The sequence below is a fragment of the Pseudomonas sp. genome (genome assembly GCF_048265905.1).
In the GTDB taxonomy this organism is placed as follows: Bacteria; Pseudomonadota; Gammaproteobacteria; order Pseudomonadales; family Pseudomonadaceae; genus Aquipseudomonas.
This window is the reverse complement of record NZ_JBLXAP010000011.1, coordinates 21,034-36,643: the sequence shown is the minus strand read 5'-3', so window position 1 is coordinate 36,643 and position 15,610 is coordinate 21,034. Positions and strand designations below refer to the sequence as shown.

The window sequence follows — 15,610 nt, the reverse complement described above, 5'->3', positions numbered from 1 at the left end:
AGACATCTGACCAGCGGCTTTCACTCCGCCAGCGACCCTGGCGGAGTTCTTTGTTTTCGGCTGTTGCGAAAGCAATCAAGGCTGTGATGGATTGAGGAAGCGGATGTAATGAAGTATTTGCTGTTGTTGTTATCTTTTCTGCCCTGGATGGCGCAAGCCAAGCCAGACCTGACACGAGTCATGGGAGAGACCTTAGCTGAGCGCGGCTCTGAGTTTTTCAACTTTGAGCACTTTGATCTGTCTTCGGCAGATAACCAGCGCCACTATCGGGTTTATCTGGCAATTCCCAAGCAGTCAGCGCCAGCGTCAGGCTATCCGGTGTTGTACATGCTCGACGGCAATGCCGCATTGGCTGCCCTCAAGGATCAATGGTTTAGCGGTTTGTCTGAGATGCCGCTGCTGGTGATGATTGGCTATGCCGGGGAGCGGGTGATCAACCCTGCAGAACGCACGCTCGACTACACCCCAGCGGCTCAAGCAGGCCAGCCGTTGGTTTTTCAGGGACGTAGGGCGGGCGGGGCATCTGCATTTTTGCAGTTGATTGAAGGCCAGATCAAACCCGTTGTAGAGGCTAAGTATCTGCTGGATCAGCAGCGGCAAAGTCTTTGGGGGCATTCATTTGGCGGTTTGTTCGTACTCAATACCCTGTTTACCAAACCACAGAGCTTTAACCGCTATATCGCGGCAAGCCCCTCATTATGGTGGCAGTCGGGTTTAATCCTGGAGATTGAAAAGCAGCTACCTGCCGATGCTCAAGCACAACTGCTGATCGTACATGGCGAGCTGGAAGGGCAAACGCAAAAGAGGCGGGAAGTGCCCAAGGAGCGCGCTGCTGCTATGCGTGCAGTGGGAACTGATGCATTACCCAGAATGGTCAAGCGCTTGGCAGAAATACCGGGCTTGCAGCTTGAGTATCAACAATTGCCGGGGCTTAGCCATGGGCCAATGTTGCCCGCGTCTATCCCGTGGGCGTTAAAAGTCGCAACGGAGCCACAAGCACAATGAAAGCTCAGGCGTTTAGTTGGTCGATGCTGTCACGGGTGCTCGCCGCGATATTTGCCGGTTACCTATTTACCTACGCATTCACTGCAGCACTGTCGCAAGTGCTGCCCACCGAGCCGCGTGCGGCAATGACAATCGCAACCTGGCCAGCCTTTGTGATCTACCCATTGGTGATTCTCTGGGCGTTCGCCTGCGCTCGCGTGCGGGTTGTGTGGAGCGGTTTATTACTGGCCAGCGCTGTGTTGCTAATCATTGGATTTTGGCCGCAATTAATGAGAGTTTGGTCATGAAGTCACAATCGTTAACGCAATCGATGTCGTGGTTGCATACCTGGGTTGGGCTGGTGTTTGGCTGGTTGCTGTTTGCTATTTTTCTCACCGGAACCCTGGCCGTATTCGACAAGGAAATCGATGTCTGGATGCGCCCCGAAGCGCCCGCGCATAAAGTCGATCAAACCCAAGCTGTGCAGCGGGCAATTACCTATTTGCAGGCCAGACACGCAAATGCTTCAGCATGGAATATCGGCTTGCCGACCGAGCGCTCACCGGGCTTGACTGTGTCTGCTGGCGAGCAGCGGCGAGGCGGGCCACGGCAATACCTTGACCCCAACACGGGTGAACCGATAGCGGTGCGCGACAGTGCCGGTGGCGGTCACTTTTTTCGCTTTCACTTCACCCTCAATATGCCGCGCAATATTGGTATCTGGCTGGTCGGTTTTGCCGCGATTGGTATGTTGGTTGCGCTGTTTAGCAGCCTGATCATCCATAAAAAGTTCTTCAAAGAATTTTTTACTTTCCGGCCGGGTAAAGGCCAGAGGTCGTGGCTCGATGCGCATAACGCCACAGGCGTGCTGGTGTTGCCTTTCCACTTGATGATCACCTACACCGGGCTGGTGATTTTCTCGGTCATTTATATGCCTGCTGCGGTAGATGCCCTGTTCGATGGTGATCGCCAGGCCGCTTTTGGCCGCGATCAGCATGGGCATCACGGCGCACATGCTGTCGCTCCCGCTACTGCTGCTGGCCAACTGACTGCAATCGGCCCGGTATTGGCTGAGGCAGAACGGACGATGGGGGAAATCGGTTCACTGTCGATCAGCAACCCTGGACGTAGCGATGCCAGGATTGAAGCGCGCCCGGTGCTGGGCAACAGAATCGAGCTGACCAAAGGCAAGAGCATGACCTTCGATGGGTTAAGCGGCAAGGTTGTGACGCAACCGGAGCAGAGCCGTGGCGCCATTCTGAGTCAGCGGGTGATCGCGGGTTTGCATTTCGCCCAGTTCGGTGGTTACCCGATGCGCTGGTTGTACTTTCTTTGCAGCCTCGCCAGTTGCGCAATGATCGCCACCGGCTTGGTGCTGTTCACCGTTAAACGTCGCCGTAGGCATGACGCAGAAGGCCCTATCGCTGCTTGGCTGTATAAGGTGGCGGAACGGCTGAATGTGGCAATCATTCCCGGCTTAAGCATTGCCTGTATCGGCTATCTGTGGGCTAACCGCTTGCTGCCCGTCGAGGTGGCGGAGCGTGGAGCGCTTGAGGTACGGGTATTTTTCGCCATTTGGTTGTTGAGCCTGATCCATGCCTGTTGCCGCCCATATATTCAGGCGTGGCGTGAGCAGTTGGGCTTGGCTGCGTTCCTGTGCCTGGCCTTGCCGCTGCTCAGCACCATAACCCTGCAACAACCCTGGGCAGAGCCTATCCGAGTATATGTTGAGCTGACTGCGATTGGTTGCGGTGCATTACTGGCTTTTTGCGCTTGGCGAGTAGGCCAGCCCAAGGTGCGGATTACCTCGCGTCGTCAGTCTTCAGTCGCGGTACAGGTGCAATAATATGTTGATCAATTTCTTTGCCGGACTGTTGCTGGTTTATTGCGCCATGTCGGCACTTTGTCTAGGTATAGAGCGCCACTACAAGAATGTCTGGAAGCGTGAGCCACAAACCTATGTCTGTCGCGCTTTACGGGTTGCCGGTTGGCTGTTGCTGGGCGCGGGCTTTATGGCCTGCGTATCTAGCTGGGGCTGGGCCATGGGCCCGATTGGCTGGCTGGGGCAGGTCAGCCTGGCGGGTTTGCTGCTGGTTATGAGCCTGCCCTATAAACCAAGGCTGGCGTTGACCTTGCCGGTGATTAGCGCACCGGTTTGGTTGCTTGCCTGGGTGTTGTTGTAATGGCTGGATCAGGTATCGGGGATTTCAGCCGTTTGGTCAAAACTTAACCATTTATTGCGATTTGCCGCTGCTGATTTGTGATTGTTTGGCACAAACTGCAACAGACCATAAGTAAATAGCTGGTAAAGAGGCTTTGCTTAGGCCTTAAGAGTGCTTATCGTTCGTCTTCCTCTAGGAAGTGATCTGAGATATGCCTGATTCGAACAACACCCTAATCCCCGCAAAAGCCTCACGCCAATGGTTGATTGGACTGGTTTTACTGGTTGTCATCGCAGCATTGGTATGGGGATTCTGGCCAGCAAAACCAGAGCCAGTGAGCGGCAATCGCTTTGGCGATATGGGGCCAGTACCGGTGCGTGTGGCTGAGGTTGAAGCTGCAGATTTCCCGATCGAATTGAAAGCCCTCGGCACAGTGACCGCCTATAACACGGTAAATGTGCGTGGCCGGGTTGACGGCGAGCTGATGAAGTTGCTGTTTACCGAAGGGCAGAGAGTAAAGGCCGGAGACTTATTGGCGGTGATTGACCCACGGCCGTATCAGGTCGCCTTACAGCAAGCACAGGGTACGGCTCTGGAGAATCAGGCACAGTTAAAAAACGCTGAAATAGATCTGGCGCGTTATAAAGGGCTGTACGCAGACGACTCGATTGCCAAGCAAACCCTGGATACTCAACTGGCGCTGGTGAATCAGTATCGTGGCACGGTTAAGACCAATCAGGCCGCCGTTGCTGAAGCCAAGCTCAATCTTGATTTCACTCAGGTACGTGCACCTATCAGCGGCCGTTTGGGGTTGCGTCAGGTCGATATCGGCAATCTGGTGACTTCTGGAGATGAATTGCCTTTGGTGGTGATTACTGAAACCACACCGATTGCGGTGATGTTCACCTTGCCTGAGGCGGAATTGCCCGGAGTGTTGAAACACTATCGCGCCGGTGAAACCCTCGCGGTCGAGGCTTGGGATCGCAGCGAGAAAACCCTGTTGGCCAAGGGGCAACTAGAGACGCTGGATAACTTGATCGATACCGCAACCGGCACGGTCAAGCTCAAGGCACGCTTTGCCAATACCGATGAAATGCTCTATCCCAACCAGTTTGTAAATGTGCGCCTGCGCGTTGAAGTTCGTAAAAATGTCGATGTGATTCCCGCCGCTTCGCTGCAGTTTGGTTCCAATGGCCCCTTCGTTTATGTCGTCGACAAAGAAGACAAGATCAGCATTCGCCCGGTCGAGGTCGGGCCAAGTAACGGTGAAACAACCTTGATCGAGAAGGGCGTCAGCGTCGGCGAGCGGGTTGTTCTTGAAGGCACTGATCGGCTGCGTGACGGCAACAAAGTCGAGGTTCTAGGCACCGGCTTTGCGCCTGAGCCAGATGCGGCGCCAGTGCCTTTGGCCACTGAGACTGACGGTCAACCGAAGCGCAAAGCATGAATGTTTCTCGCCTGTTTATCCTGCGTCCGGTCGCGACTACGCTGATTATGGTGGCGATTTTCCTTAGCGGGATTATCGCCTACCGATTGTTGCCGGTATCTGCCTTGCCTGAGGTTGATTACCCGACGATCCGGGTGATGACCTTGTATCCGGGCGCCAGTCCAGACGTAATGACTAGCGCGGTGACCGCACCCCTTGAGCGTCAGTTCGGGCAGATGGCTGGTTTGAAGCAAATGTCTTCGACCAGTTCGGGTGGCGCGTCGGTTATCACTTTACGGTTTAACCTTGAGATCAGGCTGGACGTCGCCGAGCAGGAAGTTCAGGCGGCAATTAACGGCGCGACCAATCTGTTGCCCAATGATTTGCCAGCACCACCGGTGTACAGCAAGGTCAACCCGGCTGATACGCCAGTGATGACCTTGGCAATCAGTTCGAAAACCCTGCGCTTACCGGAAATAAACGATCTGGTTGATACCCGTCTGGCGCAAAAGCTGGCGCAAACCAGCGGTGTTGGTTTGGTCTCGCTGGCGGGGGGGCAACGCCCGGCGGTGCGCATACGGGTTAACCCCGATGCACTGGCGTCTTATGGTTTGAACCTCGCGGATATACGCACGCTGATAACCGCCAGCAACGTCAATCAGCCGAAGGGTAACTTTGACGGCCCGACCCGTGTTTCTCAGCTCGATGCCAATGACCAACTGATATCGGTGGATCAATACCGACAGCTGATAATTAACTACAGCGAAGGCGCCACTTTGCGCCTTAAAGATGTGGCCACCATCGTCGATGGAGCCGAGAACCAGCGGCTTGCCGCCTGGGCCAATCTGAATGAAGCCATTCTGGTAAACGTGCAACGCCAGCCGGGCGCCAACGTAATTGACGTGGTAGATCGCATTCAGACCTTGCTGCCGAACCTTACTGAAGGCTTGCCTGCCAGCGTTGACGTGACGGTGCTGACCGACCGAACGCAAACCATTCGCGCCGCGGTTACTGATGTGCAGCACGAGATGATGATGGCTATCGCCTTGGTCGTGCTGGTGACATTCCTGTTCCTACGACGGCTGTCGGCGACGATTATTCCTTCGATTGTGGTGCCGCTATCGCTGATTGGCAGCTTCGGCATCATGTATCTCGCTGGCTTCACCATCAACAATCTGACCTTGATGGCGTTAACCATTGCCACCGGCTTTGTGGTTGATGATGCGATCGTCATGCTGGAGAACATCGCGCGGCATATTGAAGAGGGCGAAACGCCGTTCAATGCGGCGCTCAAGGGCGCCAAGCAGATTGGTTTCACCTTGGTGTCGTTGACTATTTCGCTGATTGCGGTGCTGATTCCGCTGTTGTTCATGGCTGATGTGGTTGGCCGTCTGTTCCGCGAGTTCGCTATCACTTTGGCTGTGGCGATTTTGATCTCGCTGGTGATTTCGCTGACCCTGACCCCAATGATGTGCGCACGTTTGCTCAAGCGCGAGCCAAAGCCAGAACAGCAGACAGGCTTTTACAAGGCCAGCGGCGAATGGATTGATCGCCTGATCCACCATTACGGCGTGTGGTTGCAATGGGTGCTCAAGCGTCAGCCACTGACCCTGTTGGTCGCTATTGGCACTATGGCGCTGACCGTAGTTTTGTATCTGGCTGTACCCAAAGGCTTCTTTCCGGTGCAGGACACGGGCGTAATTCAGGGCATTTCCGAGGCGCCGCAATCTATTTCCTTTAGCGCCATGAGCGAGCGCCAGCAACGACTGGCTCAGGTGGTACTGCAAGACCCTGCAGTGAACAGCCTGTCGTCCTACATTGGCGTCGATGGTGATAACCCGACGCTGAACAGCGGGCGCATGTTGATCAACCTCAAGCCACACAGCGAGCGTGATGTGACGGCCAGCGAGGTAATTGACCGGCTTCGTCCTGAGCTGGCCAAGCTCAGCGGTATTCAGTTGTATTTGCAACCTGTGCAGGATTTGTCAATCGAAGACCGGGTCAGCCGCACGCAATTTCAGTTCAGCATGGAGTCGCCTGATTTCGCTTTACTCGAGGAGTGGGTGCCCAAGCTGGTTAGTCGCCTGCAACAACAGCCTGAGCTCACTGACGTTGCCAGCGATCTACAAAACCGTGGTCTACAGGTTTATCTGGATATCGACCGCGACATAGCAGGGCGACTGGGGGTAAAAGTCTCAGATATTGACGATGCGCTGTATGACGCATTTGGTCAGCGCCAAATCTCAACTATTTACACCCAAGCCAACCAATACCGAGTGGTTCTCGAAAGCGAGAATGCAGGCAGTATTGGCCCGGCTGCACTTCGCCAAATTCACGTTGCAACCGCCGACGGCACGCAGGTACCGCTTTCCGATCTGGCGAATATTGAGCAGCGCGCCGCCAGCTTGCTGGTGAATCACATTGGCCAGTTTCCGGCAGCAACCTTGTCATTCAACCTGGCGCCCGGTGTTGCCTTGGGTAATGCGGTTGACGTGATCGAGCAGGCGCAGCAGGACATTGGTTTACCAGCGGGTGTTCAGACCGAATTTCAGGGCGCTGCACAAGCTTTTCGCGCGTCGTTGTCGAGCACCTTGCTGCTGATTCTGGCAGCAGTGGTAACCATGTATATCGTCCTCGGCGTGCTTTACGAGAGCTATATTCACCCAATTACCATCCTTTCGACCTTGCCTTCGGCCGGTGTGGGAGCTTTGCTGGCGTTGCTGCTGACGGGCAATGATTTGGGGCTGATTGCAATCATCGGCATTATCTTGCTGATCGGTATCGTTAAGAAGAACGCGATCATGATGATCGACTTCGCCCTCGACGCAGAACGCAACCAGGGCATGCAACCCGAAGCAGCTATCTACCAAGCCGCTTTGTTGCGCTTCCGACCAATTCTGATGACCACGCTGGCCGCGCTGTTTGGAGCGGTGCCGCTGATGCTGGCCACAGGCTCGGGTGCAGAGTTACGTCAACCATTGGGCTTGGTCATGGTTGGCGGCTTGTTGGTCAGCCAGTTACTGACGTTATTCACCACGCCAGTGATTTACCTGTACTTCGACCGCTTGGCGCGCCGCGTCAGTGGGCGCAGCGCCGCAGGGGTTCTAGTTAAGCCATGAACCTCTCCGCGCCCTTTATTCGTCGTCCTGTTGCGACCTTGCTGCTGAGTCTGGCGATCATATTGCTCGGCGCGGTCAGCTACGGTCTGCTTGCAGTCGCACCGTTGCCGGATATGGATTTTCCGGTGATTACCGTTGATGCTTCATTGCCGGGCGCCAGCCCGCAGATCATGGCATCTAGCGTCGCGACTCCGCTGGAGCGTTCACTGGGAACCATTGCCGGCATTAGCCAGATGAACAGCCGCAGCAGCCAAGGCAGCACGCGAATCATGATCGAGTTTGAGCTCGACCGTGATATCAATGCCGCTGCCCGCGAAGTTCAGGCCGCGATCAATGCCGCGCGCGACTTGCTGCCAAGCGGGATGCGCAGCATGCCGACGTACCGCAAGATCAACCCCTCGCAAGCGCCGGTGATGGTGCTTGCGCTGTCATCCGATGTGCTGAACAAAGGTCAGCTGTACGACGTAGCTTCATCGGTTATCGCGCAAAAACTGTCGCAGGTAACCGGTGTTGGTGAAGTGCAGATTGGCGGGAGTTCGCTGCCAGCAGTGCGTGTATCACTGCAACCACGCATGCTCGACCATTACGGCATCGCCTTGGATGACGTGCGTGAGGCGATCAGTGACGCCAATGCCAAGCGGCCCAAAGGCGCGGTCGAAGATGCCACTAACCACTGGCAAATTCAGGCCAGTGACCAGCTTGAGAAAGCCGCTGATTACAAACCGATGATCATCCGCTATCAAGATGGATCGGTGGTCCGCCTAAGTGATATCGCAGATGTCACCGACGGCGTTGAGGATCGCTACAACAGTGGTTTCTACAACGATCAGAGCGCGGTTCTGCTGGTGATCAACCGTCAGACTGGCGCCAATATCATCGAAACCATCGCCAGTATTCGCGAGCAATTACCTGCACTGCGCGCAGTGATTCCTGCGAGCGTTGAGCTGCAAGTGGCGATGGACCGCTCACCGGTCATTCGCGCAACCTTGCATGAAGCCGAGCGCACTTTGTTGATCGCCGTGGCCTTGGTCATTCTCGTGGTTTATGGCTTCCTTGGCCGCTGGCGCGCTTCGATGATTCCGGCATTGGCCGTGCCTGTGTCGTTGGTGGGTACCTTTGCCGCCATGTATTTACTCGGGTTTTCATTGAACAACTTGTCACTGATGGCGCTGATTTTGGCCACGGGGCTGGTGGTCGACGATGCAATCGTGGTGCTTGAAAACATCTCTCGGCATATCGAGGCTGGCGAAACGCCAATCGCGGCCTCGTATAAAGGAGCCAAAGAGGTTGGCTTCACTCTCTTGGCAATGAACTTGTCGCTGGTGGCGGTATTTGTCTCGATTCTGTTTATGGGCGGCTTGGTCGAGAGCCTGTTCCGCGAATTCTCGATTACTTTGGCAGTGTCGATCATCATCTCTTTGCTGGTATCGCTCACGCTTACGCCGATGCTGTGCGCGCGCTGGTTAAAAGCCGAGGATCAACAGCGTCCGCCTGGCCGTTTGCAGCAGCAGTTAGAGCGCTTTGGTGCGGTCGTTCTGCGTGGCTACAAACGCAGTCTGGATTGGGCATTGCGCCACTCTTTACTGATGCTGCTGAGTTTGTTTGCAACCATCGCGTTAAACATAGTGTTGTTTATCATCGTGCCGAAAACCTTCTTGCCACAACAGGACACCGGCCAGTTGATTGGTTTTGTCCGTGGCGACGATGGTTTGTCGTTTCAGATGATGCAGCCAAAAATGGAAACCTATCGCCGGGCAATTCTCAAGGATCCGGCTGTGGAAAGCGTTGCCGGTTTTGTGGGCGGCGGAGCGGGGATCAATAACGCGTTTATTATCGTGCGCCTGAAACCCATTACTCAGCGCAAGATTTCATCGCAAGATGTGATCAATCGACTGCGCAATGAGGTGCCTAAAATTGCCGGTGGCCGCCTGTTTCTGATGCCTGACCAAGACCTGCAAATTGGCGGTAGGCAAGGGCGTAGCTCCGAGAACGAATACATATTGCTGTCGGGTGATCTCGATCAACTGCGTGTGTGGCTGCCCAAGGTGCGCGAGGCGCTGCGAGCGTTGCCTCAGTTGACGGATATTGATGCCAAAGAAAACGAAGGTGCGCAGCAAATCAGTCTGGTGGTTGACCGCGACATGGCCAAGCGTTTTGGTGTGGATATGGCCATGGTCACCAGCGTGTTGAATAACGCCTACAGCCAGCGGCAAATATCGACCATCTACGACACGCTGAATCAATACAGCGTGGTCATGGAAGTCGATAAAAAATATGCCGAATACCCTGAGTCGTTGGACCAGATCAAATTGATCACTGCCGATGGCGAACGTGTACCACTATCGACATTTGCCCGCTGGGAACGCAGCCTTGAGGAAGACCGCGTGAACCATCAGGGCCAGTTTGCCTCGGAGAATATCGGCTTCTCTTTAGTTGAAGGTGTAAGCCTCGATGAAGCCACCAAGGCGATTGATGACGCGGTTGCCAAACTCAATTTGCCTACCGAGGTACAGGGCATGATGAGTGGTACCGGTGCCGCCTTCCAGAAGACTCAAGACAGTCAGCCGCTGATGATTTTGTTGGCATTAGGCGTGGTTTATATCGTTTTAGGTGTGCTGTACGAGAGCTACATTCACCCATTGACGATTCTTTCAACGCTACCTTCCGCTGGGGTTGGTGCATTGCTGGCGCTGGAGCTACTCAATACCGAGTTCAGCCTGATCTCGCTACTGGGTTTGTTCTTGCTGATTGGGGTGGTCAAGAAAAACGCGATCCTGATGATTGATTTGGCCTTGCAGCTTGAGCGCCAGCAACATATGAGTCCTTTTGAGTCGATCCGCCAGGCATGCCTGTTGCGGTTCAGGCCGATCATGATGACCACGCTGGCAGCTATTCTTGGCGCATTGCCCTTGGTGCTCAGCAGCGCTGAAGGCTCGGAAATGCGCAAGCCGTTGGGGATTACCATTGTTGGCGGGCTTATTCTCAGCCAGTTGCTCACCCTTTACACCACACCGGTTATTTACCTTTACTTCGACCGCCTGCGCCACCGGGTTAACCGCTGGCGTGGCGTGCGTACCGATGCAGCCTTGGAAACACCTTTATGATTACTAACGCCCGTGGCACGCGCCTTTTGAGCCTGCTTGCATTAAGTATTGCACTGAGTGCATGTGCGGTTGGCCCGGACTACAAGCGTCCTGAACTCAACACACCTGAGCAATTCAAACAGGTGGCTGGCTGGAAAGCAGCCGCGCCCAGCGATGCGCTGGAACGTGGCGCTTGGTGGGAGCTTTATGGTGACGCGGAGTTGAATGCTCTGGTTGCGCGGCTAAACGTGTCCAATCAGAATTTAGCCGCTGCCGAAGCGCAGTATCGTCAGGCCCGCGCCTTGGTGCGTGGCGCCCGTGCAAGCTTTTACCCAACACTTTCCGGCAGCACCGGAGTGACCCGAACCGGCCAGGGTGGCGGCAGTAATGTGGTCTCGACATCTGATGTGATCAACTCTGGTGGTAGCAGCTCATCAACCATCACCAAAAACTACGACGCTACGCTGAATGTGGCGTGGGAGTTGGATATTTGGGGCAAGTTGCGGCGTTCGCTGGAATCGAGCAAAGCAGGTTTTGAAGCCAGCGCGGGAGATTTGGCGGCCGCTAAGCTGAGTTATCAATCCGAGATGGTTCAGAACTATCTGCAATTGCGCGTGCTTGACGATCAAAAGCGGTTGCTTGATGCAACCACAGCGGCTTATGCCCGCTCGTTGAAGTTGACCGAAAATCAATACAACGCCGGTATTGTGCCCAAATCTGATGTGACTCAGGCGCGCACACAGCTCAAAACCACTGAAGCCCAAGCGATTGACCTCAATTGGCAACGTGCGCAACTTGAGCATGCCATTGCGGTGCTGGTGGGTGTTTCGCCTTCGGAGCTGAGCATCATGCCGCGCGAATTGCTGCCTAAATTGCCTCAGGTGCCCGTTGCTCTGCCTTCACAGCTACTTGAGCGCAGGCCTGATGTCGCAGCCGCTGAACGCCGGGTTATCGCGGCTAACGCCGATATAGGCGTCGCTGAGGCCGCATGGTATCCAGACCTGTCCATTTCAGCATCAGGCGGTTATCGCGGCAGTAGTTTTCATGACTGGATTAACTTACCTAACCGGTTTTGGTCGATAGGACCGAATTTGGCCATGACCTTGTTTGACGGCGGCGCGCGCAGTGCGGAAGTTGAGCGTAGCGAAGCGGTGTACGACCAGACTGTGGCGCAATATCGCCAGTCGGTACTCGATAGTTTTCGTGAAGTTGAAGATTATCTGGTGCAGCTAAAAGTCATGGAGCAAGAGGCGCTCGTGCAGCAGGAAGCACTTGAGGCTGCGCGTGAGTCATTGCGGCTCATCGAAAACCAGTACAAGGCAGGTACCGTCGACTTCAATAGCGTGGTGACGGTTCAGGCCAGTGCATTGAGCAACGAGCGGACTGCGTTAACGTTGTTGGGCAGCCGTCTGACGGCGAGTGTGCAGCTGATTGCCGCGCTGGGCGGCGGTTGGACAGTTGATCAACTGGTCCCGCCTGCTGACAAGCAGGATTAAGCCCAGACCCAAGCCAGCATCAACGGATGTTGGCTTGGATCAAAGGTGGGCGGTTACTTACGTGATTTACGGTTTACGATCTGTGCAGCCTTCATGACATCGGCGCCGATCTCTTGCTCAAATTGTGCCCAGACTGGCTTCATTGCTTCACGCCAGGCTTGGCGCTGCTGATCGTCGAGAACGATGATCTGGCTGCTGCCTGAGCTTTCAATACGATTGCGATCCGCCAGGTTGGCTTCTTCCGCATGACGATTCACTGAGTAAGTGACCTCATCGATAATCCCTTCAAGCACCACGCGAGTGGCGTGCGGAATGCCGTACCAAAATGTTGGGTTGCTCACCAGCATGTAGTCGAGCACGCCGTGGTTGGTTTCGGTGATGTACGGCTGAACGGTATTCAGCTTTTTGCTGTAAATGTTCGACCATGGGTTTTCCGCGCCTTGTACCGCACCCGTTTGCAATCCCTTGAAAACCTCAGAGAAGGGCATGATCTCTGGACTGGCTGATAGCTGATTGAACTGCGCGCTAAGCACATCAGAAGGTTGAATGCGAAACTTCAGACCCGCAGCATCCGCAGGCATGTGCAAGGCTTTGTTGGCCGACAATTGCTTCATGCCGTTATGCCAATAAGCCAGGCCGATAATGCCTTTATCTTCCATGCTGCGCAGCAATTGACGGCCTTTTGCACGTTTTTGAAAGCGGTTGACCGCGTCTAAGTCGTCAAACAAGAAGGGTAAATCATAGATTTGCAGCTGCTTGGTGTAAGCGCCGAACTTGGCCAACGACGGCGCGAGCATCTGTACCTTGCCATCTTTCAGCGCTTGCATTTCATCGGCATCGCCAACCAGTGAGGAGTTGGCATACACCTCGACTGCAACTTTTCCTTCTAAGCGCTCTTCGACCAGCTTTTTAAACAGCAACGCGCCTTGCCCCTTGGGTGTGTCGTCGGCGACGACATGGGCGAACTTGATAACGATTGGACCATTTTGCTGGGCACTAAAGGCGGAGGTCGAAGTGATCGTCATGGCACAGGCAGCCACGGCAAACAGTTTCTTAAGCATGAGGAATCCCTTTATTTTTTCTTATCAGTGTTGGCGCTTTGCGCGTTTATCTGTATCGCAATGCCTGTGCCAATTTCATCGATTGGGCCGAGGGCAATACTCACTGAAAAAACAGGGTGAACCAGTTCGCAGTGGGTGGCGATTTGTCGCCATGTTCCGGGCTTTTATCAGCGGATTATTGCCGGTTGCAGCGACAGAGCAAGGGGCTGAATACCTTGAAAACCAATCTTTAGATTGTATGAGTCCAGATGACTGGTAGTTCAGACGCGCAGATTCGCAGCTATACAGAAGGAAGCCATAGATTTTGCATTACCTAAGTTACAGCCCGGCACTCACGTGCTGCGGAGCACTAACAAGAGAGAACAATTATGTCTAAAGTTGCCATAGTCACAGGAGCTTCAAGAGGCATTGGCGCAGCCATTGCCAAGCGCTTGGCCAAAGAAGGCATCAGCGTGGTGGTCAATTACGCTTCAAACCCATCGGATGCCGAAGATGTGGTGCGGGAGATAATGGCAGCAGGCGGTAAAGCCTATGCGGTTCTTGCCGATATCGCTGATCCGGTTGCGGTCGAAGCATTGTTTGATCAAACCGAGGTCGCGTTTGGCGGCATCGATATTCTGGTCAACAATGCCGGGGTTATCCAGCCGGGCCTGGTGCCACTCAAAGACACTGATGATGAACTATATCAGCGGATATTTTCGATCAATACCCAAGGCACATTCAACACCCTGCGTCTTGCCGCTACACGTCTGCGCGACGGTGGCCGCATCGTTAATTTTTCGACCAGCGTGATTGGCATGGCGTTGCCCGGTTATTCAATTTATGCCGCCTCCAAGGCTGCGGTTGAAGTCTTTACTCAGATTTTTTCCAAGGAACTGCGTGGCCGCCGGATCAGTGTCAACGCCATCGCGCCTGGGCCAACGGCGACTGATCTGTTCTTCAATGGCAAGACGGATGAACTGATCGAAAAGCTAACGCTGCAACCGCCACTTGAGCGCTTGGGAGCGCCGGAGGATATCGCAGGCGCTGTGGCATTTTTGATTAGCGAGGAGGGCGCCTGGGTCAACGGCCAGACGATCAGAGTCAACGGCGGCATCGTCTGATATTTAAGACTGTAAGCGTTCAGGCATTACCGGTTGGTTTGGATCTGTTTGCGTAGCCGAGTGATGTATTCCTTAAGCAGGATGCTCAATACAATCCCACTGCAAATAGCCAGCAGCGGTAACGTTGTCGTCAGGTGCAGTGTTGGGAATACCAATAATATTTGCGAGTCGTTACCGCCCAGCATCATTGATGCGCCGACGCCCATCAGTGTTCCGGCGCACAGGTAACGGCTCGAGTCGAGCAAGTTGAACGCCCGGTAATCGAAGGTTTTACGGTAAATGGTGAAGCAGTACATGCCAATCAAGAGCATTGAAAAAATACCGACCCGCGTCGCACTAAGGTGCCATTCCTGTATCCATACCGCCTGGGACAAGTCATAAAACAGCAGGCTTGGTGTCCACTGTGGCTCGAAGGTATAGAGCGCGCTGGTCAGCAGGCCAAGTAAAATACTCAAGCCGACATAATGTTTCTCACGTTGAAAACGGACAAGCACTAGCAAGCTGGCAATCACCAAGCCAATGGCCAATAGATAGTTAAAGCTTGAAGGTGAGGGGGCAAGGGTGCGTTTTTCAGTTATATCCATGTTCAGGTGATGCCAGAGCACAATCCCGACAACCCAGCCAATAATGGTGAACGCCTTACTCAAGTCCCCACGTGCCAGTTTGGTCAGGGTGCCAACACTGCAGCCGTTATTGAGCACCGAGCTGACGCCAAACAATAAGCCACCAAGGATGATGTGGTGATAAGGGGCAACCGGTTGATAAAAGGGTTGTGACACGCCTAGGTATTGATACAGCGGAGTCAGGAGAAGGCCAAACAAGCCGCAGGACGCCAGCGCAACAAACAGGGTTGGCCGTTTATGCATTGCCAGGGTGATAGCCGCCACTAGGCACAAGCCCATGCGCTGCGAGACCCAGCCGATCAGAAATGCCAGTGTAAGGGGAATAAGCACTACAACCTCGTTGACTGCCCACGCCTTGCGTAGTGCGTCCTTGTCCAGAGCAACTCCGCGATCACTGCCACGCAGCCACAGGCGTGCCTGTATTTTTACGGGTTAGTCGCGGGATTAACACTAGAGTGACAGTCCTGTGATTTGTTACGGCGAGATATGCAATCTCAGAAATAAAACCTCAACGCCAAAGGTGCAGTTCATTGGCACGGCAATGCCACGCAAG

Annotated in this window: 11 protein-coding genes; 9 read left to right on the top strand and 2 right to left on the bottom strand. The window is 54.4% G+C overall.

The window, feature by feature from the left end:
* The first annotated feature begins 108 nt into the window (after positions 1-108).
* The 8 genes from ACN0UH_RS14870 (at position 109) to ACN0UH_RS14835 (ending at position 12,270) form a co-directional block, all read left to right on the top strand.
* Positions 109-1,005 (top strand): alpha/beta hydrolase, encoded by an 897-nt coding sequence (locus ACN0UH_RS14870; protein ID WP_417662787.1) that lies wholly within the window; start codon positions 109-111, stop codon positions 1,003-1,005.
* Complete coding sequence (locus ACN0UH_RS14865; RefSeq protein ID WP_417662786.1) at positions 1,002-1,292, top strand: iron transporter; 291 nt, start codon at positions 1,002-1,004, stop codon at positions 1,290-1,292. Before ACN0UH_RS14870 ends, ACN0UH_RS14865 begins: the two co-directional genes overlap by 4 nt.
* Positions 1,289-2,830, top strand: a complete 1,542-nt coding sequence (locus tag ACN0UH_RS14860) for a PepSY-associated TM helix domain-containing protein (protein ID WP_417662785.1) — start codon at positions 1,289-1,291, stop codon at positions 2,828-2,830. The genes ACN0UH_RS14865 and ACN0UH_RS14860 overlap by 4 nt, the downstream gene beginning before the upstream one ends.
* 1 nt (position 2,831) lies before the next feature.
* Complete coding sequence (locus ACN0UH_RS14855) at positions 2,832-3,167, top strand: DUF3325 domain-containing protein (RefSeq protein WP_417662784.1); 336 nt, start codon at positions 2,832-2,834, stop codon at positions 3,165-3,167.
* A gap of 190 nt (positions 3,168-3,357) precedes the next feature.
* Entirely contained in the window at positions 3,358-4,593 is a 1,236-nt protein-coding gene (locus ACN0UH_RS14850; RefSeq protein WP_417662783.1) for an MdtA/MuxA family multidrug efflux RND transporter periplasmic adaptor subunit, read from the top strand.
* Positions 4,590-7,691: an MdtB/MuxB family multidrug efflux RND transporter permease subunit gene (locus ACN0UH_RS14845; RefSeq protein ID WP_417662782.1), complete on the top strand. Its 3,102-nt coding sequence runs from the start codon at positions 4,590-4,592 to the stop codon at positions 7,689-7,691. Before ACN0UH_RS14850 ends, ACN0UH_RS14845 begins: the two co-directional genes overlap by 4 nt.
* Positions 7,688-10,795 (top strand): efflux RND transporter permease subunit, encoded by a 3,108-nt coding sequence (locus ACN0UH_RS14840; RefSeq protein ID WP_417662781.1) that lies wholly within the window; start codon positions 7,688-7,690, stop codon positions 10,793-10,795. The genes ACN0UH_RS14845 and ACN0UH_RS14840 overlap by 4 nt, the downstream gene beginning before the upstream one ends.
* Complete coding sequence (locus ACN0UH_RS14835) at positions 10,792-12,270, top strand: efflux transporter outer membrane subunit (protein ID WP_417662780.1); 1,479 nt, start codon at positions 10,792-10,794, stop codon at positions 12,268-12,270. Before ACN0UH_RS14840 ends, ACN0UH_RS14835 begins: the two co-directional genes overlap by 4 nt.
* Positions 12,271-12,323: 53 nt before the next feature.
* On the opposite strand, the gene ACN0UH_RS14830 is transcribed toward ACN0UH_RS14835, so the two are convergent.
* The gene (locus tag ACN0UH_RS14830; protein WP_417662779.1) at positions 12,324-13,331 is read right to left on the bottom strand and encodes a TRAP transporter substrate-binding protein; all 1,008 of its coding nucleotides are present in this window, start codon (positions 13,329-13,331) and stop codon (positions 12,324-12,326) included.
* Positions 13,332-13,699: 368 nt separating this feature from the next.
* Here ACN0UH_RS14830 and ACN0UH_RS14825 point away from each other — a divergent pair, with 368 nt between their 5' ends.
* The gene (locus ACN0UH_RS14825) at positions 13,700-14,434 is read left to right on the top strand and encodes an SDR family oxidoreductase (RefSeq protein WP_417662778.1); all 735 of its coding nucleotides are present in this window, start codon (positions 13,700-13,702) and stop codon (positions 14,432-14,434) included.
* A gap of 26 nt (positions 14,435-14,460) precedes the next feature.
* Here the strand turns inward: ACN0UH_RS14825 and ACN0UH_RS14820 are convergent, their stop codons facing one another.
* Positions 14,461-15,387, bottom strand: a complete 927-nt coding sequence (locus ACN0UH_RS14820; protein WP_417662777.1) for a YeeE/YedE thiosulfate transporter family protein — start codon at positions 15,385-15,387, stop codon at positions 14,461-14,463.
* Between the last annotated feature and the right edge of the window lie 223 nt (positions 15,388-15,610).

Coding starts and splice junctions, on each gene's coding strand:
- ACN0UH_RS14830 (WP_417662779.1), bottom strand. CDS start 13,331: ATGCTTAAGAAACTGTTTGCCGTGGCTGCCTGTGCCATGACGATCACT.
- ACN0UH_RS14825 (WP_417662778.1), top strand. CDS start 13,700: ATGTCTAAAGTTGCCATAGTCACAGGAGCTTCAAGAGGCATTGGCGCA.
- ACN0UH_RS14870 (WP_417662787.1), top strand. CDS start 109: ATGAAGTATTTGCTGTTGTTGTTATCTTTTCTGCCCTGGATGGCGCAA.
- ACN0UH_RS14835 (WP_417662780.1), top strand. CDS start 10,792: ATGATTACTAACGCCCGTGGCACGCGCCTTTTGAGCCTGCTTGCATTA.
- ACN0UH_RS14865 (WP_417662786.1), top strand. CDS start 1,002: ATGAAAGCTCAGGCGTTTAGTTGGTCGATGCTGTCACGGGTGCTCGCC.
- ACN0UH_RS14845 (WP_417662782.1), top strand. CDS start 4,590: ATGAATGTTTCTCGCCTGTTTATCCTGCGTCCGGTCGCGACTACGCTG.
- ACN0UH_RS14855 (WP_417662784.1), top strand. CDS start 2,832: ATGTTGATCAATTTCTTTGCCGGACTGTTGCTGGTTTATTGCGCCATG.
- ACN0UH_RS14860 (WP_417662785.1), top strand. CDS start 1,289: ATGAAGTCACAATCGTTAACGCAATCGATGTCGTGGTTGCATACCTGG.
- ACN0UH_RS14850 (WP_417662783.1), top strand. CDS start 3,358: ATGCCTGATTCGAACAACACCCTAATCCCCGCAAAAGCCTCACGCCAA.
- ACN0UH_RS14840 (WP_417662781.1), top strand. CDS start 7,688: ATGAACCTCTCCGCGCCCTTTATTCGTCGTCCTGTTGCGACCTTGCTG.